Source organism: Arthrobacter sp. BGA-UO-ETr-C19 (genome assembly GCF_059568005.1).
In genome coordinates, this window is sequence record NZ_JCAQPC010000015.1 from 1 (window position 1) to 20,542 (window position 20,542).

At 62.5% G+C, this 20,542-nt stretch carries 23 protein-coding genes; 11 read left to right on the forward strand and 12 right to left on the reverse strand.

What is annotated here, in order from left to right:
- The first annotated feature begins 230 nt into the window (after positions 1-230).
- On the forward strand, positions 231-767 hold the full coding sequence (locus AC57BR_RS07280; protein ID WP_496359106.1) for a hypothetical protein: 537 nt from the start codon (positions 231-233) through the stop codon (positions 765-767).
- A 306-nt stretch (positions 768-1,073) separates the two neighbouring features.
- Here the strand turns inward: AC57BR_RS07280 and AC57BR_RS07285 are convergent, their stop codons facing one another.
- Complete coding sequence (locus tag AC57BR_RS07285) at positions 1,074-1,658, reverse strand: peptidase M56 family protein (RefSeq protein ID WP_496359107.1); 585 nt, start codon at positions 1,656-1,658, stop codon at positions 1,074-1,076.
- Between the two features lie 138 nt (positions 1,659-1,796).
- On the opposite strand from AC57BR_RS07285, the gene AC57BR_RS07290 reads away from it, so the two are divergent.
- The gene (locus tag AC57BR_RS07290) at positions 1,797-2,174 is read left to right on the forward strand and encodes a hypothetical protein (RefSeq protein ID WP_496359108.1); all 378 of its coding nucleotides are present in this window, start codon (positions 1,797-1,799) and stop codon (positions 2,172-2,174) included.
- Between the two features lie 417 nt (positions 2,175-2,591).
- Here AC57BR_RS07290 and AC57BR_RS07295 read toward each other — a convergent pair whose 3' ends face one another.
- Positions 2,592-2,849 carry a hypothetical protein gene (locus AC57BR_RS07295; protein WP_496359109.1) on the reverse strand — a complete coding sequence of 86 codons (258 nt, stop codon included), beginning with the start codon at positions 2,847-2,849 and terminating at the stop codon, positions 2,592-2,594.
- Positions 2,850-4,296: 1,447 nt separating this feature from the next.
- Here AC57BR_RS07295 and AC57BR_RS07300 point away from each other — a divergent pair.
- From AC57BR_RS07300 to AC57BR_RS07320, 5 genes are all read left to right on the forward strand, one after another.
- Positions 4,297-4,926, forward strand: a complete 630-nt coding sequence (locus AC57BR_RS07300) for a DUF1345 domain-containing protein (protein WP_496359110.1) — start codon at positions 4,297-4,299, stop codon at positions 4,924-4,926.
- A gap of 451 nt (positions 4,927-5,377) precedes the next feature.
- The gene (locus tag AC57BR_RS07305) at positions 5,378-5,740 is read left to right on the forward strand and encodes a DUF8548 family protein (protein ID WP_496359111.1); all 363 of its coding nucleotides are present in this window, start codon (positions 5,378-5,380) and stop codon (positions 5,738-5,740) included.
- Between the two features lie 489 nt (positions 5,741-6,229).
- Positions 6,230-6,784, forward strand: a complete 555-nt coding sequence (locus AC57BR_RS07310; protein WP_496359112.1) for a DUF3090 domain-containing protein — start codon at positions 6,230-6,232, stop codon at positions 6,782-6,784.
- 460 nt (positions 6,785-7,244) lie between these two features.
- Complete coding sequence (locus tag AC57BR_RS07315; protein WP_496359113.1) at positions 7,245-7,595, forward strand: hypothetical protein; 351 nt, start codon at positions 7,245-7,247, stop codon at positions 7,593-7,595.
- 279 nt (positions 7,596-7,874) lie between these two features.
- A complete protein-coding gene (locus AC57BR_RS07320) occupies positions 7,875-8,498 on the forward strand; it encodes a hypothetical protein (protein ID WP_496359114.1) in 624 nt (207 codons plus the stop codon).
- 204 nt (positions 8,499-8,702) lie between these two features.
- Here AC57BR_RS07320 and AC57BR_RS07325 read toward each other — a convergent pair whose 3' ends face one another.
- The 3 genes from AC57BR_RS07325 to AC57BR_RS07335 all read right to left on the reverse strand — a co-directional run bounded on the left by AC57BR_RS07325 (position 8,703) and on the right by AC57BR_RS07335 (position 11,318).
- Positions 8,703-9,602, reverse strand: coding sequence for an RNA polymerase sigma-70 factor (locus tag AC57BR_RS07325; RefSeq protein WP_496359115.1), 900 nt, complete (start codon positions 9,600-9,602; stop codon positions 8,703-8,705).
- A 5-nt stretch (positions 9,603-9,607) separates the two neighbouring features.
- Positions 9,608-10,189 (reverse strand): carboxymuconolactone decarboxylase family protein, encoded by a 582-nt coding sequence (locus tag AC57BR_RS07330; protein ID WP_496359116.1) that lies wholly within the window; start codon positions 10,187-10,189, stop codon positions 9,608-9,610.
- Between the two features lie 193 nt (positions 10,190-10,382).
- The gene (locus tag AC57BR_RS07335) at positions 10,383-11,318 is read right to left on the reverse strand and encodes a pseudouridine-5'-phosphate glycosidase (protein WP_496359117.1); all 936 of its coding nucleotides are present in this window, start codon (positions 11,316-11,318) and stop codon (positions 10,383-10,385) included.
- 349 nt (positions 11,319-11,667) lie between these two features.
- On the opposite strand from AC57BR_RS07335, the gene AC57BR_RS07340 reads away from it, so the two are divergent.
- Positions 11,668-12,276, forward strand: a complete 609-nt coding sequence (locus AC57BR_RS07340; protein ID WP_496359118.1) for a hypothetical protein — start codon at positions 11,668-11,670, stop codon at positions 12,274-12,276.
- Positions 12,277-12,279: 3 nt separating this feature from the next.
- Here the strand turns inward: AC57BR_RS07340 and AC57BR_RS07345 are convergent, their stop codons facing one another.
- Positions 12,280-12,717: a VOC family protein gene (locus AC57BR_RS07345; RefSeq protein WP_496359119.1), complete on the reverse strand. Its 438-nt coding sequence runs from the start codon at positions 12,715-12,717 to the stop codon at positions 12,280-12,282.
- A 108-nt stretch (positions 12,718-12,825) separates the two neighbouring features.
- Complete coding sequence (locus tag AC57BR_RS07350; protein ID WP_496359120.1) at positions 12,826-13,380, reverse strand: CGNR zinc finger domain-containing protein; 555 nt, start codon at positions 13,378-13,380, stop codon at positions 12,826-12,828.
- Positions 13,381-13,477: 97 nt separating this feature from the next.
- Here AC57BR_RS07350 and AC57BR_RS07355 point away from each other — a divergent pair, with 97 nt between their 5' ends.
- The gene (locus tag AC57BR_RS07355) at positions 13,478-14,149 is read left to right on the forward strand and encodes a LysE family translocator (RefSeq protein WP_496359121.1); all 672 of its coding nucleotides are present in this window, start codon (positions 13,478-13,480) and stop codon (positions 14,147-14,149) included.
- A 108-nt stretch (positions 14,150-14,257) separates the two neighbouring features.
- Complete coding sequence (locus tag AC57BR_RS07360; RefSeq protein ID WP_496359122.1) at positions 14,258-14,596, forward strand: YciI family protein; 339 nt, start codon at positions 14,258-14,260, stop codon at positions 14,594-14,596.
- Positions 14,597-14,620: 24 nt separating this feature from the next.
- Here AC57BR_RS07360 and AC57BR_RS07365 read toward each other — a convergent pair whose 3' ends face one another.
- The 4 genes from AC57BR_RS07365 to AC57BR_RS07380 form a co-directional block, all read right to left on the reverse strand.
- Positions 14,621-15,613, reverse strand: a complete 993-nt coding sequence (locus AC57BR_RS07365) for a Gfo/Idh/MocA family protein (protein WP_496359123.1) — start codon at positions 15,611-15,613, stop codon at positions 14,621-14,623.
- 59 nt (positions 15,614-15,672) lie between these two features.
- Positions 15,673-16,746 carry a DNA polymerase IV gene (locus AC57BR_RS07370; RefSeq protein WP_496359124.1) on the reverse strand — a complete coding sequence of 358 codons (1,074 nt, stop codon included), beginning with the start codon at positions 16,744-16,746 and terminating at the stop codon, positions 15,673-15,675.
- A gap of 112 nt (positions 16,747-16,858) precedes the next feature.
- The gene (locus AC57BR_RS07375; RefSeq protein WP_496359125.1) at positions 16,859-16,996 is read right to left on the reverse strand and encodes a hypothetical protein; all 138 of its coding nucleotides are present in this window, start codon (positions 16,994-16,996) and stop codon (positions 16,859-16,861) included.
- A gap of 147 nt (positions 16,997-17,143) precedes the next feature.
- A complete protein-coding gene (locus AC57BR_RS07380; RefSeq protein WP_496359126.1) occupies positions 17,144-19,633 on the reverse strand; it encodes a PEP/pyruvate-binding domain-containing protein in 2,490 nt (829 codons plus the stop codon).
- A gap of 424 nt (positions 19,634-20,057) precedes the next feature.
- Between AC57BR_RS07380 and AC57BR_RS07385 the strand changes: the two genes are divergently transcribed.
- Entirely contained in the window at positions 20,058-20,297 is a 240-nt protein-coding gene (locus tag AC57BR_RS07385) for a hypothetical protein (RefSeq protein WP_496359127.1), read from the forward strand.
- Between the two features lie 21 nt (positions 20,298-20,318).
- Here the strand turns inward: AC57BR_RS07385 and AC57BR_RS07390 are convergent, their stop codons facing one another.
- The gene (locus tag AC57BR_RS07390) at positions 20,319-20,498 is read right to left on the reverse strand and encodes a hypothetical protein (RefSeq protein ID WP_496359128.1); all 180 of its coding nucleotides are present in this window, start codon (positions 20,496-20,498) and stop codon (positions 20,319-20,321) included.
- Positions 20,499-20,542: the final 44 nt, after the last annotated feature.

A 20,542-nucleotide genomic window follows, 5' to 3' on the forward strand; every position in this document is an offset into this window, starting at 1 on the left:
GGGTGATGAGGTGGAAGCCTGCGCTGAACGCGTTCGCTATTACCTTCGCCGGCCGGTTCGAAAGAACCACTCAATAATGAAAACCGGCCGGACTCCACACACCGTTTATCGGACAGTCCCACTCGGCAGAAGGAACAGTGCGTATGCCAAGGCGTGGCTGGTGCCGTAAAGGGTTCGGCTCCGAGTAGTCCGATCGTCAGAGTATGCGAATCAATGGATAGGATTCGCGGATGAGGATGTCGTACCCGCACTGGATCCAATTTCAAGGTCAGAGGCTTGGCCTCGTGTGGCAAACGGACGATGTGGCTGGCGACGAAGGCGATACTGATGGCGTTCTCGTCTGCAACGGCCAGATCGTGTGGGCCGGCACTGAAGAGGATTTTTCGGAGTTGGCCCGCGTGCACAACCTCACCTTGGAAGCAGGCAACGAGGAACCTCAGAACCTTGACGGGATCGAAGGCCTTCTGCAGTTGCCGGCATCAGAGGACACCTGTGCGCAGCTCATGAATGCGTGGAACCTCCTAGGTGACATTGCACGCAGTGTGAATGCATCGCTTGATGACCGCGGACCGGAGGCGGACAAGTGTTACGACAAACTCTTCTACGGCAATAATCTCCCCAGCATCACTCCACCAAGTGAGCACTACGGCCCGTATTTCGATGACCATGAGCAGCGTGTTATTAGCGAGATCCTGGACCGTGGCCGGGTGATCCTGGCCAGTCGCCTAGATAGCCGAGCGACGACGCCTGGAAGTGGGGTTGGGTGACTGGCTCCGATTGGGCTAGTCCATCGAAATCGCTCCGGTTGCCGTTCCCGAAGGGAAGCGACCCGTTCAGGTGATGCAGCTGGGTCTTCTTTACCCCTGCAGACTGGCCTAAGCTTCGCGATATGAAGCCTCGTTTCATCCTCATGGCCGCGCTGCTGTTGGTCCTGGTGGTTGCAGCGATCATCGTCAGTTGGATCATCTGGCAACCCAGCGTCGGGCTTCTTTGACGCTGTTCCCGCACCTTGCTGCTGCTCGGCGCTCTTAGACGTCTCGTTCATCGTTCCTCCACGGGGTGAGAGGAAGTTGTTATTGCGTGGGCTTGGCAGGTGGGGCAGTTGTGTTCACGATTTGCCCTGGCGTGTTGTTGATGACGAATTCGCCCACGACTGTTTTACCGGTGGAATCGTAGACAGGGACCGAGAACGTCTTGCCACGGCGGGCTTCTTGCCAGGCGAGTGCTTCTTCCCTTGTTTTGAAGGTCTTAATAGCAGCGGTGCCAGTCGCGTCTTCCAGCTCACGTGTGTACACGTACCCGGGAACTCCATTGGTTGCAATGACGGCAGTGAGGTCAGGCGCTCCCGTTTCATTTTCGGCACCGTACGACTTGCCGTCGACGTTGACTGCCCAATCTGTCGTCTCACTGTTTACGTACTTTGCGCTCAAACGCCAGCGTGCTTCAGGATCGGCCTTAATCGTGACGCTGTTCAGCCCAGGAGTCAGAGGAAGTGTGTAACCGCTCCAATCCTGTGGCGTCCCAATGTCCGCCGCATCACAAACGGTGTAGGCACCGTCCTGAAATTCGAAGCGGCCGGCGGTCAGGCAGTTCAGATCCACCTGAATCCCCGTGGTTCCCCGTGGCGGGTCCCCAAGTTCGATCGTTGCCGTCTGCACGGAACGTCAGGAGTCCTCTGCACTACAGGAACAGCTCATCTGGGGCGGGGCGGGTCGAGCAAGGATCCAGCGGCCCACCTGATTGGTGCTGCGGTTTGGCTAATTCGTTGGTGAGGCGTGCATGCCACAATGAGGCCCATGACTCGAATCCTCATGATCGGCATCCACGCCCGAGCCCTCGACTATAGCAAGCTGCCTCCTGGCCTCGACGAGGCCACGATGACCGAACGGATCGAAGCGGGGTTCGGGGCCACTACGGCCGCCGGCTTCGACGCCGTCAACTGCCTGATCGGCACCTCCCCGGACGAGGCCGAAGCAGAGATCCGCTCGGCGTTCGGTCGTGATCGTTTCGGCCTCGTGATGATCGGGGGCGGCATCAGGATGATCCCGGAGTACACCGAGCTCTTCGAACGGATCATCAACGTTTGCAATGAGGAATCGCCCGGAATCACCTTCTGCTTCAACACATCGCCCGAGACGACTCTGGACGCGTTGGAGCGTCACGCCCAGCCGTGAACGTCTCGTGCAACTTCTTTATCCGGTCGGTCAAACTTATCTGACGGAGTGTAATCAAAAGTAAAACCGTAGATATCGGTCATCCCTTTCCGGTTAGAAGAGGCTCGTAGGTGCAGCCCATCGGACGGCTCCCCTGAGCTTGGACGGCCAAGACCTACCGCCACGATCGAGCCTACGTCACCAGACGTACCGCTCGGGGTTCCCCGAAGCCACGAAGGGCCGGGCGATCACCGGCTTACGGTTATAGCTGGCATCCTTCGGCTTTGGTGTGGGCCTGGGGCTATTTCACCGGCGATTTGGTGGGCTTCACCGTGGAAGGGGCTGTCATTGTTTCCACGGTATCGCCGGTGCCCGCTGTCAGCTGGCAGGGAAACCCCGCCACGCCGGTTAAATGGGAAAGCCCCGCTAGTGCGAGGCTTAGGTCCTCCGGGCTCTAACTGCCTGCATAAGGCGCCGCGCCAAGTAGATGACGGCGGCCACACTCACCACCACCACCAAAATCCACGTGCCATCCGCGCTGAGCGCGGGGCCGCTGGTACACGCGCCATCGATTGTGGGGCCAACGCACTCGCCGCTTTTATACCCCACAAACGCGATGTTCACGATGATCACAAGCAGGATGGCGAGCGCCCAGGGCCACCATCGCGGTGAAAGGAATCGCGGCGTTTCATCCATGCAGTCACTCTACTGATCGGGCCATCCAATTTCTGCCCCCTTCAACGTTCCCCGCAAGAGCCGAGGAGCCGTCAACTCACGGGGCTGAAGCGCCGGCCCGAACCGGGTAGGGTTTGTGGGCCTTCGATCCGTAAACTCCCCGTGGTTCCTCAGGGATACAAGAGCGATACTTTAGGCATGAGGAGGGGCGGAATTGCCAGAAGCGCGTTGATTGGCGGTCTCGCCGTTGTGCTTGCTGGCTGCACCCCGACCGCTCAACCAGGCGACCGTACGACCGTCTCTGTCGAGGCGTCGAAGTCCTCCATCGCGAGAACGGAACTTATGGGGCAGGGAACAGTGCTTCAACGGCGACCCGCAGCGCCCGAATTCTGCTTGGGCTACATCGCGACGTCTGATCCCCCCATGTGTAGGGGTCCAGTCATCGACGGCTGGAACTGGGACTCGGTCACCGGATCGACGACCGTAGGGACGGTCACGCATGGGGATTACCTGCTGCAGGGAACGTGGGACGGCAAAACGTTCACGGATCGTTGAGGGCTGGTACAACTGATTCATGGGATGGCTGAACAAGTGGTTCGAATCCATGTCGGAGCCAGACTATGGATACGGATCACACTGGGATTCCGTAATCGCTGGTCGTCGTGAGTTCACCGGCAAAGTACTCAGCGGCCGTATGTTGGTCGTGATCTTTTAATCACTGTGAATGGCGATTCCGCGCTGGACCGGGAGTACCAGCCCACGATTTCTTATACTCGGCGGACTACTGGCTGGTCGACGAGGATAATGCTGGTCCTGGCGATGACGACCCTGATCCATCATTTGACACCCTTGAGGATCTGCAGGAGTGGTTGGCTGGCACCCCGGTCGAATGGAACCCACCGTACCTTTCGCTCGCCCTGATAGGGCGCCTCTGGGGTTACGACGGGAAGCGGGTGCCGTAACAGCAGCAGCGCCTGACCGATACATCTATGAGCCGGTGGGCAAACAAAGCCGCGATTCCCACCGAGCTCCTAACCCCTAGTTCCAGTGTCTCAAAACCTCGGTGGCTCAAAACGCTAGCGTTCTTGGACAGGTAGGAGTCGAAAGCTGGCGTGACTGCCGGCGTTGGGCTGCGCATTGCGGGCGGCTCTTAGGGAGGTGCTGACGATCCGGTTGGGCACAAGATCGCGTGGCGCAAGGAAACCCGCAAGTTCCCGAGCTATCCGGTGCCGTCTAGGATCGCCCTGATCCTCCACACGGATTGCACGCCCACCACTTACTCAATTGAAATCATGAAAGACCCGAGCATTTCCGCGTACAATCGGGGGCAGTGAGCCGCCCCATTCCTTGTGAACACAAAGGAATCCGTAGGTCCTGAGATATTCCGTGATGTTGAGATTCGCTCTGACCCGGGCGGCGGGCCATCGGACCCTTCACGGTCAATCGAGGCTGGAGGGCAACTTCTTCAATGTCGCACATAGATCTCAAGGCTCTAGTCTCGGCCGCCATCGGTCTCGTTATCGCACTCGTTCCGGCGTTGCTCGGTGCTCCCGAACTCGCACCCTTGATCGGATGGGCTGTCGCCGGCTGCGTCTTCCTGGTCTGGGCGTGGACTAAGGCATGGCCCGCTGGTCCAGACGCCACGGGTGAACTCGCCCGCCAGGAGGGCCGGTCTCGACGGCTCGTTGACTCCCTCATCATAGGCGCGACATTCGTCAGTCTCGTGGCGGTCGTTTTTGCATTGATCCGCAGCCAGCAGAAGGACCTCATCGGCGTGGCCGCGGCGCTCCTGGCAGCCCTCGGCGTGGTGCTCGCGTGGGCTCTCGTCAACACTGTCTACGCGTTCAAGTACGCTCGGATGTACTACCACGACGACCGCCATCGCTTCCGCTTCAACCAGGACGAGGACCCGTCGTACAGCGACTTCGCCTACGCAGCATTCTCTATCGGCATGGCATACAACGCGAGCAATGTGAACGAGTCATCCACTCCCTCCCGCAGGATCGCCCTGGGGCACGCTTTGCTCTCCTACTTCTTCGGCACCTTCGTGGTCGCAGTGGCCATCAACCTCGTCGTCAGCCTCGGCCAGTCCAGTTGACCACGAAACAATCTTTAATGGGCTATTGCCGAATCAGAGTCCGTGCAGCGGAAGTACCCCGCTCCAGTCGCCACTCCCCCATCGCGCCCAAGTGGTCATCCCAGAAACGGTCGTTATTGACCGTAACGTTTGGGGTCCATCACCTGGCGTTTTTCGGGCGGGCCTTGCGGGAGCCCAGGACCGCGGAACGGCAGCGGCATGGCAAGGGACGGGCAGTCTGCCAGCCCCTTGCCATAATCGGCTTGTTTTTTTGGGCGAGAGAGGCCCGCGGCGGTAGAAAGTGCCAGATATGATCCGGGCATGACTGAATTGGATCTCCTCCTGAAGGCCATCGCTGAGGATCTCGGCGATCCCTCCGGTTGGAGCGCCCCGTGGATTTTCGTGACTCACTTGCGCTTTGCGCTCTGAACTCCGCATACTCCTACGAAGCAAGCTGCCTGGTACAAACCGTTTGCGGCCTGAGGGCATTTACGAGGGCCTTTCCCGGCTCGCAGCCCTGGACACAGCAGTAACGAGTGCAGACCACCTCCGAACCGCCGCGACCAACGGAAGCACCTCCGCAAAGACAGCATGGCTTTCAGTCAAAGGCTTTGGCCCCCTTGCCTGGTCATACCTGATCATGAATGCAGGAGTCGGCACCGAAACAAAACCAGATGTGATGGTGCAGCGCTACCTCGCCCGAGTTCTCTGCGATCACAACAGACTTACCCCCGCCCGAACTCGGCAGCTCCTCCAGCTGGCCGCCGCGAAGCTCAATGTTGAACCCCGGGACTTGGACCGAGCAATATGGCTGCACGAGAGTCCGTTGAAGTAGCCGCGGGGTAAAGGACCGGCTAACGGGCGCAGTTGAGCGGTGACCTGGCCGCCACCGCTTAGAAGCGGTTGAAGAAGCTCCAGACAGCCATTGCAATTTGACCTTCGGGAGCCCCATTCGGTGAGCCTAGTTCAACTGGGTGCGACATGAAGCGGCCACGGCTGACGGGCGATCCGATCGTCACGTAACCATTGGGTGTAGGTGGAGGGCAATCCGCCCATATCCAGCGGATTGACCTCTTCGGGCTACTTCTTCTTTTTTCTCACCCGGTGAAGGGCTCCCAACCAGCGTGACCGCGCCGCCTAGATACGGATGCTTCCTCGGTGCCGGGTATGCGGGATTACACAGTGTTCGAGCAGCAACTTGGAGTGCAGGGCCGGCGGCGAAGGCGCCTTCCGATACCAGGGCGCCTCCCAGCCGCCGCCGGCCAGGCACTCACATCAGGCCAATGGAACGTCTAATGCACCTCACGTCGCCTAAAATACTGCCATGCCTACACGTGTTCACGAGTTTGTCTGGCCTGATCGCGTCGTCATCGGCACCGTCGGCGTTCCGGGCGCGCGCACGTTCTATCTGCAGGTACGCACTGGCACGCAAATTGTTTCTATCGCTCTGGAGAAGCAGCAATCCGCTCTGCTCGCCGAGAAAATTGACGAGATTCTCGATCAGCTCATCACCGTCGAAGGCAACCGCTTCAGTGTTCCCACCAGGACTCCCATCGAATTGGTCGACAATGATCCACTCGAGGCCGTTCAGGAGCAGTTTCGAGCCGGCGCAATGAGCCTAGGTTGGGATCCGACGACGGCGCATGTGGTCATAGAGGCTTACCCCATCACCAATGTCGACGTTGGTGACAACGGCGAATCCCTTGATCACGACGGCGATGAAGTACCCGAAATGCTGTTGGTGCGGATGCCGGTGGGCGCCGCTCGCGCATTCGCCAAGCGCACACGTGAGGTAGTAGACGCCGGACGTCCCATATGCCCGCTCTGCGGGTACCCCGTAGACGCCGACGGACACATCTGCACTCCTCCCGAGGCCTGATGCCGACGGCGACGGCCGCGAGTCTTGGGCTGCGCATTTGCAAATCCTGCGGGATAACGCGGTGGGCTGATTCATCCACCTGCAGAATCTAGAAACTCGTACGGCGAGATGGCCTACCCCGCGAGCCGGGCGACCGATTGATTGCTGAAGTTTCAGCAGCGTTAGGGATGTCTTGCGGGCAAGCCGAATCCTTCTCCAAATCCTGCTCTTCTTATGACCCCGCGTCTTAAAACTCTAACGATTTGAGACGTCTTCGCTCTTCCCTCAGAGCGGTCGTTACTGACGAACTTGATGTTTCCGGTCCGGCGATAGGCGGATCAGTTCTTGGTATACAGAGCAGACCACGAATACTGAGGGACGTTGTGATGGAACCGGTTAGATTTATTGATCCGTTTGCGGTTCGCGTAATGGTTCAGTAAGAGCTTTTCACGGTTCCAGAATCAGTGTTGTAGCTTCCCACTTGGGTGTGGTGCTGTCTTTAATTGATTACGCAGATGTGAAATTCATCCTCGTTTTGCAGTGGCCAGCTATCTTTGAGGCCGACTTTGACGCGCTCATCTCGATGGAGCACCAGTTTGAGGCCGGCCTCCCGGATGCACACGGCTTCATAGACGGCCACGACTTCGGCCAGGGCGAGATGAACATCTTCGTCCACACCGACCGACCACTCGAAGGGTTTCAGGACGCGATGATATCGCTGGGCTCTAACCGGCTTTGGGCGAACGTACGGCCGGCATACAAGCTGGCCGATGAAGACCGGTACGTGATCGTTTGGCCCGGGAGGTTGCCGGCGCGCCGCCGATTCTGCTGATCTGTCCGATCAGGGTCTGTCTCAGCGCCGAGAAAGCGTAGTACATAAGTCTGAGTGCGCAGGACAACCTGCGGCCCCATGGCCGCTCCCTGGCTGCGAGTCGACCAGATAGACCGTAGGTTAAACCCTTGTAACCACTCTGAACTTATTCTGCTGAGAGCAACCTGTGGCTGATACCGTCGTCACTGGTTAGACATTCGGGATTTCAGCACACTATCGCATGGGGGATCTGTATCCCCAACATCACGCGAATTTCGTAATTCGTCTCAGGGGGGACAAATGAAGAAGTCTATTGCAGCGCTTGCACTTGCAGGAACAATCGCACTGGCTGGCACCGCTCCGGCCGTGGCGGCTACCTACCCGGCGCCGGGCAATGAGCAGGGAATCATTTCCGACGGCACCATAGCTGCCGGCGAATCTATCACTTTCGCCGGCAGCGGCTACATCGCCGGCGAAGCCATCAACATCACATTCCAGCGGACCGGCGGCAGGAAGAATTCAGAAGGCGAGCGGCCCGCTCCGCCCAACTTCAGCGTCATCGCTGACCGCACCGGCGCTTTCTCCACCACCATTACCTTCATGGACGGTGGCAACTACATGATCGGCGCCGTCGGGGCCACGTCCGGCACCACGCGCTCGGCAGCCGTGGTCGTGAATTCCGGCAAAGGCGGAGGCAACAACAGCGGCGGCGGCAACCACGGCGTCGGCAACGGCAAGGGTAATTCCGATTTCGCTGCTGTTTCCAGCGTTACCGCCGCTGGCACCGCAACCGGCCAGGTCAACGTCCTTGCCGATTCCAACCTGGTCCTGTGGTCGCTGGTCGGCGCAGGCGCCCTGGCCGCCAGCGCAGCATCCGCAGCGGTGGTCCGGCGCCGCGCCAAGGATGCTGAAGCCGCGGCCTAGGCTCTAGGCAAGAAACACGCCTGCAAGGGCAGGTGCTTTCCGGGAGACCGGAAAGCACCTGCCCTTTGCTTTGACCATCGAAAGGAGAATTCATGCTTTGCGTCGCCCCGATGCGCACGCGCCCAAGATTCGCACTTGGTGGCTGCGTGTTGGCGGGCGCCCCAGCCGCGAATCCGCCGAGATCGCCATGGCGGGTCTTAGCGGCTAACGCGCCAGCCGGGTCTCCTCCTCCAGGTGGCCGAGCTTGTCCGGATTCCGCATGGCGAATATCCGAGCGATCCTGCCGTCCTCCACCACCAGGCTGATGAGTGACGGACCGCCTGCTTCGTCGTCGATCCGGATGCCGAGGCCGCCGTTGAGCCAGAGCAGAGCGATTTTCGGGTTGAGCGCGGCCTGTGGGAAGGACCGCAGCAGATTTGTCACCTTCTTCGCCCCGTACACTGGCACCCGAACCGCCTGGGCCACGCCGCCGCCGTCGGCGATGAGTACGACGTCGGGGGCCAACACGTCCATCAAGCCCTGCACATCCCCGGTGGTGACCGCCGCCAGGAACCGTTCGACGACTTCCTGCTGCTCGCTGCGGTCCACGCGCATGCGGGGGCGCCGGGCGGCCACATGAGAGCGCGCACGGCTGACGATCTGGCGCACGGCCGCCGCTGACTTGCCCACGGCCTCGGCAATCTCCTCGTAGGGCACGTCGAAAACTTCGCGCAGGACGAAGACCGCCCGCTCCACAGGGGCGAGCGATTCGAGAACCGTGAGCATGGCGATCGAGACGCTTTCGGCCAGTTCCACGTCCTCGGCGACATCCGGCACGGTGAGCAGGGGCTCTGGCAGCCATTCCCCGACGTAATCCTCCCGCCGTCGTGACAGCGTGCGGAGGCGGTTGAGCGCCTGGCGGGTGACGGTGCGAACGAGATAGGCCCGCGGATCACGCACCTCCGCGCGGACGTCGGGGCCCAGTTCAGCCCACCGGAGCCAGGCCTCCTGCACCACGTCCTCGGCATCCGCGGCGGAGCCGAGCATCTCGTAGGCGACAGTGAAGAGCAGGCTGCGGTGGGCGACGAACGGGTCCGCCCTGTCAGGGGCGCCGAGGCTGATCATGTCGCTCAGGCTACCCCGTGGCCGCTGCGGGCTGCGAGCGGCTTCAGCTCACAGGAGTCCGCAAATCCCTCGGATTCGATGCCGAGGGCCACGTTGCCGCGGGTCGTGAGGTTGGCGAAGCCGATGACGTTGGTCAGTTCGATCAGCGCCGGCGCGCCCAATTGCTCGAGCAGCCGGGCCGACAGTCCGTCGGTCACCGAGACGGGCGTGGCGCTCATGGCCTCGGCATACTCCAGGACGTCCCGCTCCAGCGGCGTGAAGACGTCCGACTCGCGCCAGCACGGGACCTGCCGGGCCTTCTCCAGGTCCAGGCCGTGGTTGTGCGCCATGAAGTAGTTGTAGTCCAGGCACCAAGTGCAGCCGATGAAGGAGGCCACGGCCATGTGAGCGTAGGACTTCAGTGACTCATCGCAGCTGTTCCACTTCCGCAGCTTCTGTCCGAAGCCCATGGATGCCTTGAGAACGGGCTGGTTGTGCCACATGACGCCCAGCGATTCCGGGACTTTGCCGAACATCTTGACGCTGAACTTCTTAATCAGTGCGCCGTAGAAACCGGTGATCTCTGCGGCCGGGATCCTGCTGGTCATGACTCCTCCTGCGGGTCGGTTCTGGGTCCTACGACATGAAGACACCACCCGCACCCGATCTGTGACACGTCGGATGCACAACTGATGCGCTATTTAACGGAACCTCCACTGCTCGCCGCACCTGAGGTGCACTCGATCCTTGACGTTGACGACCTTCAAGTCCTCAACTCGGATTAGGGCTTACGGCAACATATCAACTGGGGCTGCGCCGGGTCAGCGCGGTGGCGACTTCGCCACCGAGGGACACGTTACTGCGGTACACATCGACATTTACATTCAGGCTGCGGCCGTTCGTATCGCGCTGAATGAAGTCCAAAAGAAACGGTGTGGTGTCCTTGCCCTTGATCCCGTTCTTCTCTGCCTGCGCCCACGCCCGGGAGAGAATGTCATCCAGCTCGGCCGGAGGGAACTGCTTGTCCTCTGCGATCGGGTTTGCCAACAGGATGGCCGATTCGATCTGCAGGTCATCGCGTGCGCTGCAGATTGCTGCAACTTCATCGGGAGTGTTGACCGCGTACTCGATCTCAAACCCTGAGTCAGAAACATAGAAGCCAGGGTACTTCCTGGTCTTGTAGCCGACGACCGGGATATTGAGGGTTTCGAACCGTTCGAGGGTGGCCGCGACATCCAGTATGGACTTCACGCCGGCGCTGACGACGACGATCGGCGTAGTAGCCAGGGTAGTCATATCGGCCGATTCATCGAAGGATGTTGCCGCACCGTGGTGAACTCCACCCAAGCCGCCGGTTGAGAACACTTTGATGCCGGCACGGTGTGCCAGGAACGCCGTCGCTGCCACGGTGGTGCCGCCGTGGAGCTGGAGAGCAGCGACGACGGGAAGATCGCGGAGGCTGACTTTCTTGACCGCCCCGTCATTGGAAAGCGCGGTGATCTGCTCAAGGCTGAGCCCCACCGTCGGAACACCGGCGAAGACACCGATCGTTGCAGGAACGACCCCTTGACTGCGGAGGCGTTCCTCGGCTTCCAAAGCAACTTCGAGATTGCGCGGACGGGGAAGGCCGTGTGTGAAAATGGTCGATTCTAAAGCGACGACAGGGCGCCCTCCAGCAACGGCTGCGGCCACTTGCTCTGAGACTTGGAACGCCACGCTGGTGCGGGTGGATGACACGACTGGTCTCCCTGTAGAACGTGATCTGACTTGACTCACCAAGATTCCCGCACGCGAGAACCGACAACAAGGATAAAATGGATCGATCATGATCGGTGCCCAGCTCCGTATCCTGGCTTGGTTCGTCGCCCTGGCGACCTTTCTCTCGGCCTGCGCGCCCGCTATCAGACTCGATGAAGTCGCCACCGATCGACCGATCCAGAGTTCCTCGGCCCCGCCTGCCGCGCGCGATGAAGTCCCCACTCCTCACCGGACCCCGTCCCTCACCTCGACATCGGTTCCCACCTCGACATCGGTTCCCACCTCGACATCGATTCCCACCCCGACATCGGCACCCACGCCGACCCCGGTGCCCCGGGCGTTCGCCCTCAACCTCTACCAGGAGGGGGACTTCGTTCCCCAGTACACCTTTGAATGGTGCGTCGCGGCGAGCATCCAGATCATGCACAACCTCATCGACGACACAAGGGCCCGCACGTGGGCCGATCGCGTTCAGCAGGGCGAGCTGTGGGAGATGGCCCGGGCACGCTCGTCCAACTCGTTCAACGGCGCCAACCCCTTGGGTTGGGCGAAAGTCCTGAACGAGGTCGGGATGGGGCCGTACACCGTCGTCAGCATCGCCGACTACAAGGCAGCGCTGCGGGCCGCTGCGCGCGCCATCGCCGACACGGGCCGGCCGGTCGGGCTGGTCATGTGGCGCGGCCGCCACGTATGGGTGATGAGCGGCTTCACATCACTCGGCGATCCCGACCGGTTCCCGGAGTTCTCGGTCACAGGTATCCGCGTCCAGGATCCCCTCTACCCGTACGGCGACGAGAGGTGGGGACCGTCCCCCGCGCCCAACGCCCTGCTCACCCCCAAGCAGTTGGCGACCCAGTTCGTCGTGCGCGAGCCGCGGCGTTGGAGCAGCAGTCTGCCAACCGGCTACATGCTGGTGCTGCCGCTAGCCAAGGCCTGAGTGTCAGTCGTTTTTCAGTTTCTCCGCCAGCATCACGAGGATGCCACTGGGACCGCGGAGGTACGTGAGTTTGTAGAGGTCCTCGTACGTCGCCACGCCGCGGAGCGGATGGCATCCGTGCTTGGCGGCTATCTCAAGGGCTTTGTCGATGTCGTCAACCGAGAAGGCCACGCGGTGCATGCCGATGTCGTTGGGACGAGTCGGGTTCGTCTCGATCGCTTCGGGGTGGATGTATTCGAAGAGCTCGAGTTGGCCGTAACCGTCTGGGGTCTGGAGCATCGCAATCTTGGCGTGGTTGCCATCAAGTCCGACGGCGGTATCGGTCCACTCCCCGCTGACCGTGTCACGGCCCACGACCGTGAGACCGAGATCGGTGAAAAAGGCGATGGTTGCTTCGAGGTCGCGAACGGCGATACCGACGTTCTCAAGTTTGATGGCCATGCGTTGAAAGCTACCAAGGCAAACCAAATAGCTCCAGTGGCAGGCGGGACTCGACCCGGGCGTCGGCTCGGGCTAGAACGGAATCAGCCGGTTCGTATGCTGCCCCTCTTACGTCGCGATGCGGTCTTGTTTCACGCGGGCGCGGTGCTTGCGGACGTTGTCACGGTTTGCGCAGCGCAGGGAGCAGTAGCGCTGGCGACCGTTGCGGGTGACATCGACAACGATTGCCCTGCAGGGATCGCCTGATGACTTCCCGGCGGCGCAGCGGCTGAGCCTATGAGCGCCGCGAGTGCTCAGGTGCAATGCAGTTCCGACACTGATCACGGCGAGCAGTACCTGCGGAAGCGTCTGGTCGGGGTCGCGGTAGTGAAGATGCCATCCTTCACCGTCGTGATCGGTGAGGCGCGGATAGGCGGCGGCAGCAGCCATCTGGGCGTTCAGCAGGGCGGCCCTGTTCTGTGGATCGCCTCCATCGACGACTGAGAGCCACGCCTCAATGACGGCGCGGGTTTGCTCGTGATCGTCTCCGGCCGAGAGCTTGTACTCCATCGTCATACCGAACTCACGGGTCCGCTGCACGAGACCGTCTCTGTCGGCAGGCCAATCGTTGGCCAACGAGGCTGCGAGGAGAACCGCGTACTCACCGTAAGGGTTGAGATGCATAAGGCCATTACATCATTGTTGGAGTCATGATGATTCTTCCTTGGGTTGCCGATCCGCAGACACGATACGAGTATCCAGCGGGCAGGACGGTGCGCGCGTGATCCCGGCCATAGACCCCGGAATAGGGGTCTCGGTGGCCGCGGCAAGCGGGATGGCTCTGACGGCACTCGGCATGGTGCTCACTCCGGGTCCGAACATGGTCTACCTGGTCTCGCGCAGTGTGAGTCAAGGGCCAGTGGCGGGAATGATTTCTCTCGCAGGGACCTGTGTTGGCTTCCTCGTCTACATGACGATGGCGAACCTCGGGCTCGCGATGGTATTCGTCGCGGTGCCGTGGCTCTACGCCGGGATGAAAGCCGCAGGAGTCCTCTACCTGGCCTACCTCGCGTGGCAGGCACTCAAGCCCGGCGGTCGCGGCGTTTTCGAAGTCCGCGCACTCTCTCGCGATTCCGCACGCAAGCTCTTCCGCATGGGCCTTCTCACGAACCTGCTGAACCCAAAAACAGCCGTGATGTACCTTGCGCTCATTCCGCAGTTCATCGAGCCGGGCCGTGGAGCAACAACTGTCCAGGGCTTTTCCCTCGGAGCGATCCAGCTCGCCGTGAGCATACTCGTGAACGCACTGATCGTCCTCGGTGCCGGGTCGATCTCTGCTTTCCTCTCCGGCCGACCAAGCTGGACGAAGTGGCAGCGACGCGTCACGGGCTCGGCGCTGGGCCTGGTGGCGGTCCTCCTCGCGCGGGAGGTACCGGTAAAGGCACACATATAGCGATTCTGAGGATCAGAGTAGGGAGTCGAGCCGGGGTGCCAGTGCGTCGTGGCGGTCTCCGATCCACAACCCTTGCTGTCCGGCCAGCCCGCGGGGCACCATCGAGACATGACCAAATACCTCATCTCCTTCCCGAGCGAAGCCATGGTAATCACCGACGAGGAGTTCCCGATCGTCTCCGCCGAATCCCACGCTGTCATCGAGGAGGCGAAGGCTGCCGGCGTCTACGTATTCGGCGGCGGGATTCAGGAGGAAGTCGATCCCGTGCTGGTCTCCGCCGACGGGTCGGTGAGCACCGAGATCTATCCGGGCTCCGAACTCAACGGTGGATTCACCGTGCTGGAGCTGCCGACGCGCGAGGACGCGGTGGAGTGGGCGAGGAAGATCGCGGTGGCTTGCCGTTGCGCGCAGGAGCTCCGCGAGTTCGGGTACGACCCGGCGAGCTAGCCGGGATCCGGATGTGCTCTCGGTTCAGATGCCCTCTTGGTTCCGCGCTGCCGTGTCGAGATCTTCCAACACCCGCGCGTTGTTGGCCGCGTCCGTGAGATCGTAGCGCAGCGGCGTACCGTTTAGGACGCTGTCGGCGAAGTGTTCGCCCATCCGTACGAAGTGGTTTTCGCCCTTGACCTCGTGGTAGATGGTGTCCTGCCCGAAGTGATGCTCCTCCAGGACCGAATCCTCTTCCAAGAGCCCAAAAGGATTGTCGAGGTAGAGCCGGCCCTCGGTGCCTGTGATTTCCAAAAAGTTGCGGCGCTCGAGGTTTACTCCGGTATCAAAAAGCGCGGTTGCGGCGCCGGGGAAGCGCAGCATCCCCGCAATACTGGTGTCAATCCGGCCTCCGTCGTTGGCGTCGCGGTAGTTGCCAAAGGCGGCGACACGGGCCGGCTCCTGCGCCGTGACCATCCGGCTCACGTTGACGCAGTAGCATCCCGTATCGAAAAGCGCGCCGCCGCCCAGCCCGGAATACCAGCGGATGTTGTCGTCCCTGCCCGCATCGAAGGAGTGACCGACGTGGACAAACGTCAATTTGCCCACTGCATCAGCTGCGAGCAGCTCCTGCAGCTTCTCGAAACGCGGGTGAAAACGGTACATGAAGCCTTCCAGGACTTTGAGCCCGGTCTCGTCTGCCTTGCGCGCAATCTCCTCGCACTCGGCGGCGCTCATCGCCAAGGGCTTTTCACAGAGGACGTGCTTTCCCGCGTCCAAGGATTTGAGAATCCATTCGAGGTGCAGTGCGTTCGGCAGCGGAATGTAGACGGCGTCGATGTCCGGTGAGGCGAGCAGCGCCTCATAAGAGCCAAACGCCTGTGGGATGCCGTGCTTGTCGGCGTATTCCCTGGCCTTTTCCTCGGTGCGGGAAGCGATGCCTACGACCTCACCGTTTTTCGTTTGCTGCAACGCCGGAATTGTCTTGCGGACGATGCGGGCGGTGCCCAGGACGCCCCAACGCAATTTCTCGCTCATTGACCTCTCCTTTTTTCACAAACCTACCCCGCCTGAGAATAGGGAAGTGAGCGACGCCGTCACCAACCACCGCGCGTCGGCGTATGTCCCGTACGGGCATCGTCGGGCATGGCCATTTCGGCGCGGAGGCCCAGGAGCCGGATTGGACGGCCCGCTTCGATTGCGGTGGCGAGATCCAAGGCCCGGGCGAGGATTTCGTTCCGGTCGAATGTCTCGGGAACCTTCCTCGCGTGGGTCTTCGTGAAGAACGGCGCATACCGAACCTTGAGGGTCAGCCCAATCACGGGCCGCCCTTCGGCCACAACATCCTCAAGGACACGCGCTGTCAGTTCCCGCACGGCCTCGTCCACCTGGGCGGGCTCCGTCAGGTCGTGCTGGAAGGTTGTCTCCCGGCTATGCCCACGGGCAACCCACGGGGTGTCGTCCACAACGCTGGCGCCGTCCCCGCGTCCGAGCTCCGCGTACCAGGGACCCATCCTGGGGCCGAACTCCGGGACCAGGTCTTGAGGGTCGGCTGCGGCGAGCTCGGCGACTGTGTTGACGCCGAGTTTGGCCAGCCGGCCCGACACTTTGGTTCCGACGCCCCACAGGTCCTTGGTGGGCCGGCTGCCCATGACGTCGAGCCAGTTCCCGGCAGTGAGACGGAAGACCCCGGCCGGCTTGCCGAAACCGGTGGCGACCTTGGCGCGGACCAGGGTGTCGCCGATGCCCACGCTGCAATGCAGTTGCGTTCGCTCCAGGACAGCAGCCTGCACCTGCCTGGCGTAGGCTTCCGGATCGTCTGTCTCAGTGCCCATAAAGGCTTCATCCCAGCCCAGCACCTGCACGGTGGCACCCGGCTGCGCGCGGAGGGTAGCCATGACAGTTTCAGACGCAGCGAGGTAGGCCTCGTGATCGACGGGCAGGATCACAGCGTCGGGCACTTTCCGGGCCGCAATGCGCAACGGCATTCCGGAACCTACGCCGAACGCCCTGGCCTCATAGGATGCGGTCGACACCACAGCACGTTCCGTGGGGTCACCCCGACCGCCGACAATGATCGGCTTGCCCGCAAGCTCCGGCCGCCGGAGCACTTCGACCGCCGCGATGAACTGGTCGAGATCGACGTGCAGTACCCACCGGATTCCGCTCATGCCACCAGTCTGCCCTAAGGAGTACGACGACGAGCCCGCCGGCTGCTATGCCCTTGGCAATTGTGCCTCTTCAGCTCTTTTCACTTCGGGCGATCGCGGTTGGGGCAGCCAATCATCCATACAATTTCTCGCTCTCTTGAGCGATCGCTTCTTCACGCTCCAGGAGGAAGCGCAGGAACGCGGCCTGGTTGTCGATTTCCCGCTGCTTGCGGGGAGAGACCCAGTCCAGCACTTCTTTGTCGTCAGCCATGATGTTCACCCCTCTCAGCCTCGTATTTATGCTCACCCCGTTCGGGCAAGATCGGCGAAAGTTTCGGGCAAGATACGCGAAGGTCTTGTCTGCGGCGATTCTGGCACGGCCGACCGCGGCCATTCTGGTTGGCGTCGTGCTCGGCCCCTAATCGTCAGCCCCGGCGGCCACCACCGTGCCGGCAGCGCCGTCCACGATGACGCGCTGCCCCTCGGCCAGGATGCCCGTGCCCGTGCCGGTCCCCATGACGGCCGGGATACCGTACTCCCTCGCCACAATCGCCGCGTGGGAGCCGAGCCCTCCCATGTCGACGACGACGGCGGCCGCGCGCTGGAACAGCGGCGTCCAGGACGGGTTCGTGTAGGGGCAAACGAGAATGTCGCCGCTGTGCAGCCGGCCGAACTCCTCCGGTCGCCTGATGATCTTTACCGGCCCCTCAGCGCGGCCGCGGCTGGCCGGCGTACCGGAGACCAGAACGCCGGCGGCACTGCGGCGGTTCCTGAACAGCAGCGCCGTGTCCAGCAGCGGAATCCCCTCGAGTTCGCGGCGTTTGGCCGCCCTGGCCTGCACGAGCGGCCGGTAACGCTGCCGGACGGAAGCCGGCAGCGCGCCGCCGTCGTCCGTTATTGTCTCCAGTTCCGCAAATCTGAGGTGGTAGACGTCCCCGGCGTCATCAATGACACCGGCGGCAACCAGCCGCCGGCCAAGCTCCCCGTACGCGCGGCGCAGGGGCGGGATGACCTTGGTGGCGTAGAAGTGGCTGTCCTCGCGGAACGCCATGCCTGCCCGGGCATCGTCGACGGCGGCCAGCACGTGCCGCCGGATGCGCCTGAACCGAACGAGCGGATGGCGCTTCAGCTCGGCCAGCGCCGCGCCCGTCTGGTCGGCCGTGCGGGGCCGCTGGCCCAGGAGCGCCTTGACGAGCCCCAGCACAACCTCGGGCGCGTCGGACCAGGTGGGCGAACTGCTCAGCACAACGCTGACCGTTTCACGGTTCCCGTAGTCGCGCAGGAACTGAGCGAACGCCTCGCGGAAGGCAGCGTGCTCCGGGTCATGCTGCACAAGCTGCAGCAGGGCCGGCGCGTCAGATGATGCAAAGGCGCCGGCCAGCCCGGGATCCGCGCCGACCATCGCGGCCAGCTGCGCCAGGGACCGGTTCGCCTGGCTCGTCCGGGTTTCCGCGCCCGCGATCAGCGCGGAGGCCAGCCTCATCCGGCCCAGCAGCAGGAGCATCAGGCGCAGCCGAAGCATGGGCAGGAATATTCCGGGCATGTAGGAGCTCCGCAGGTCGGTGATGCCCTGCATCGTGGCGAAGCACTCCCCCGCAAGGCCCACAACCTCCGACCAGCGGAGGGGCTCCGGATCCCGTGCGTTCAGCCGGGCCACCTGCTCCAGGAAGGTGGTGAACCGGGAATCGTTCTTCCAGCCGGCCATTTTGAACAGCCTCGCACGGCGGGCCAGGGTCAGCGGCGCAGCCAGCGCGCGGAGCGTCAGCCGCGGGACCGGCGGTACCAGCTGCACCACCACGCCGTCCTCCTCAGGCAGCAGATCCCCGACCCCCGGGAACCGCACCCCGACGCTGCCGGCCATCTGGTGCAGCATGGCCAGGATCCCCTGCTCCATCCAGCCGGACACATCCAACGGGTACGGCCGTTCCTGGAACATTTCGATGAAGAACGGCCCAACCCGCCGTTGTACCGCGTTGAGCCGCAGCGGCTGCGGCGGCAGCGCCGTCATGGGCCTCGACTGCAGGACGTGGATGCGGCCGCCGGCCAGCGCCCACTCGATATCCTGTGGCCGGCCGAAGTGCTCCTGCGCCCTGCGGCCCAGGTCAGCCAACTCCCGCAGTGGGGCGTCGGCCAGGGTGGGAACCTGGCTGCGGCTGCCGGGCTGCTCCCGAGTGCCGCCGCCTGCGTCCGGGCTGATCACCACCTCGCCGCCGCCGGGACGGAAGCTGCGGATCCTGCCCGCGCGGTCCAGCACGTAGTGTTCGGGCGTCACTCTTCCCGAGACCACCGACTCCCCCAGCCCCGGACTGGCGTCCACAACGGTCTCGCTGCGCTCACCCGTGACCGGGTTCGCCGTGAACATGACGCCGGCGGCGTCGGCCGGCACCATTTTTTGGATGACGACGGCGATCGCCACCTCGCGGGGGTCGATCCCCTGCCGCCGCCGGTAGGCAATGGCCCGGTCCGTCCAGAGGGACGCCCAGCAGTCAGAGACCGCGCGGGCCACTGCCTCCTCGCCGACGACGTTCAGGAACGTGTCCTGCTGGCCGGCGAACGCCGCCCCGGGCAGGTCTTCGGCGGTGGCGCTGGAACGCACTGCCACGGCGCCCCCTCCCAGCGCCGAATATGCCCCGCCAATCTCCGCCCGCAAGGCTGCGGGCATGCCAAAGTGCGCGAACAGCGCACGGAGGGCGCCGCCGTCGGGCATGTTTGGATCCATGCCGTCCATGGCTGCCCCGAGCCCCGTCTCGGCGAGAAGCAACCGGTAGGCGTCCGTGGTGATGACGAATCCCTCAGCCACCGGAAACCCTTGCCGCACCAGTTCGCCCAGGGCGGCACCCTTCCCGCCAGCGGCGGCGAGGTCCCCGCTGCCGAAGTCAGCGAGGGGGCCCGTTGTCTTACGTGTCATCCGGTGCTCCTCGTGGCGGTGGCAGCTGGGTCTTCGCTGGCGGACGCCGCACGGCCATCCGGACGTGTAAAAGCTACTCCACCGTCACTTGCCCCGCATAGTGTTTGACCACCAAGAATGGCTTTCGCCGCCGGGTTGCGCGACGTTACGGGTACCCCTTGACCCCTCCCCGCATCGGGACCACACTCGATACTGATTACCAATTTAGAGATTCGTGAATTCCTGTCGACACCGCATGCACAGCGCCGTGCCCGGGACGGGACAGCGGGATGTCGACGGACCGGTGCCGCGATTGGGGGCAGGTGGGCATGAGTAACTAGGCGATGTGTGTTTTGGCGATATCTGCACGTCATGCGGCGGCCTGAAGCGCAAGCCCCGACGCCGCAGTCAATTTATGTAGGGTCTCAAATCCGAGGAGCACATCATGGGCCAACGGCCGATTGATGAGTGGTGGAATGAGCTTGATGAGCCCACGAAGAAGTGGCTCATAGAAAATCCCGGTTGCGTGGTTCTTCCGCGGACCGTGGCAAACGTGGTGTACCAGGTATCGGGCGGCCACGTCGCCCAGGACCAGCACGGCGAACACCTGCTCTCACAAGCAGAGCAGTCCTTTCTCAGGGCCAAGTGCAAAGCAGCAGGGGCAACGACCGGAAAACGCGCTTAAATCCATAAGGGAATCGGAACATTACCGGCTGATGGTCAACGGCTTCACCGGCGATACACACGATGCCCGCTGCAGGAGAACGACGACGGCCCCCGCCACCCGGTTGTTCCTGCCGGTGTCGTCACACCAGTCAATGTTGTCCGGCACCGCCGTGACCGTTGCTTGGCCCTTGGCAGTGCGGGCGGGAAACCACTCCGCCATTATGGCCCCAACGGCACAACGGAACGGGGACCGTCTGCAAAACA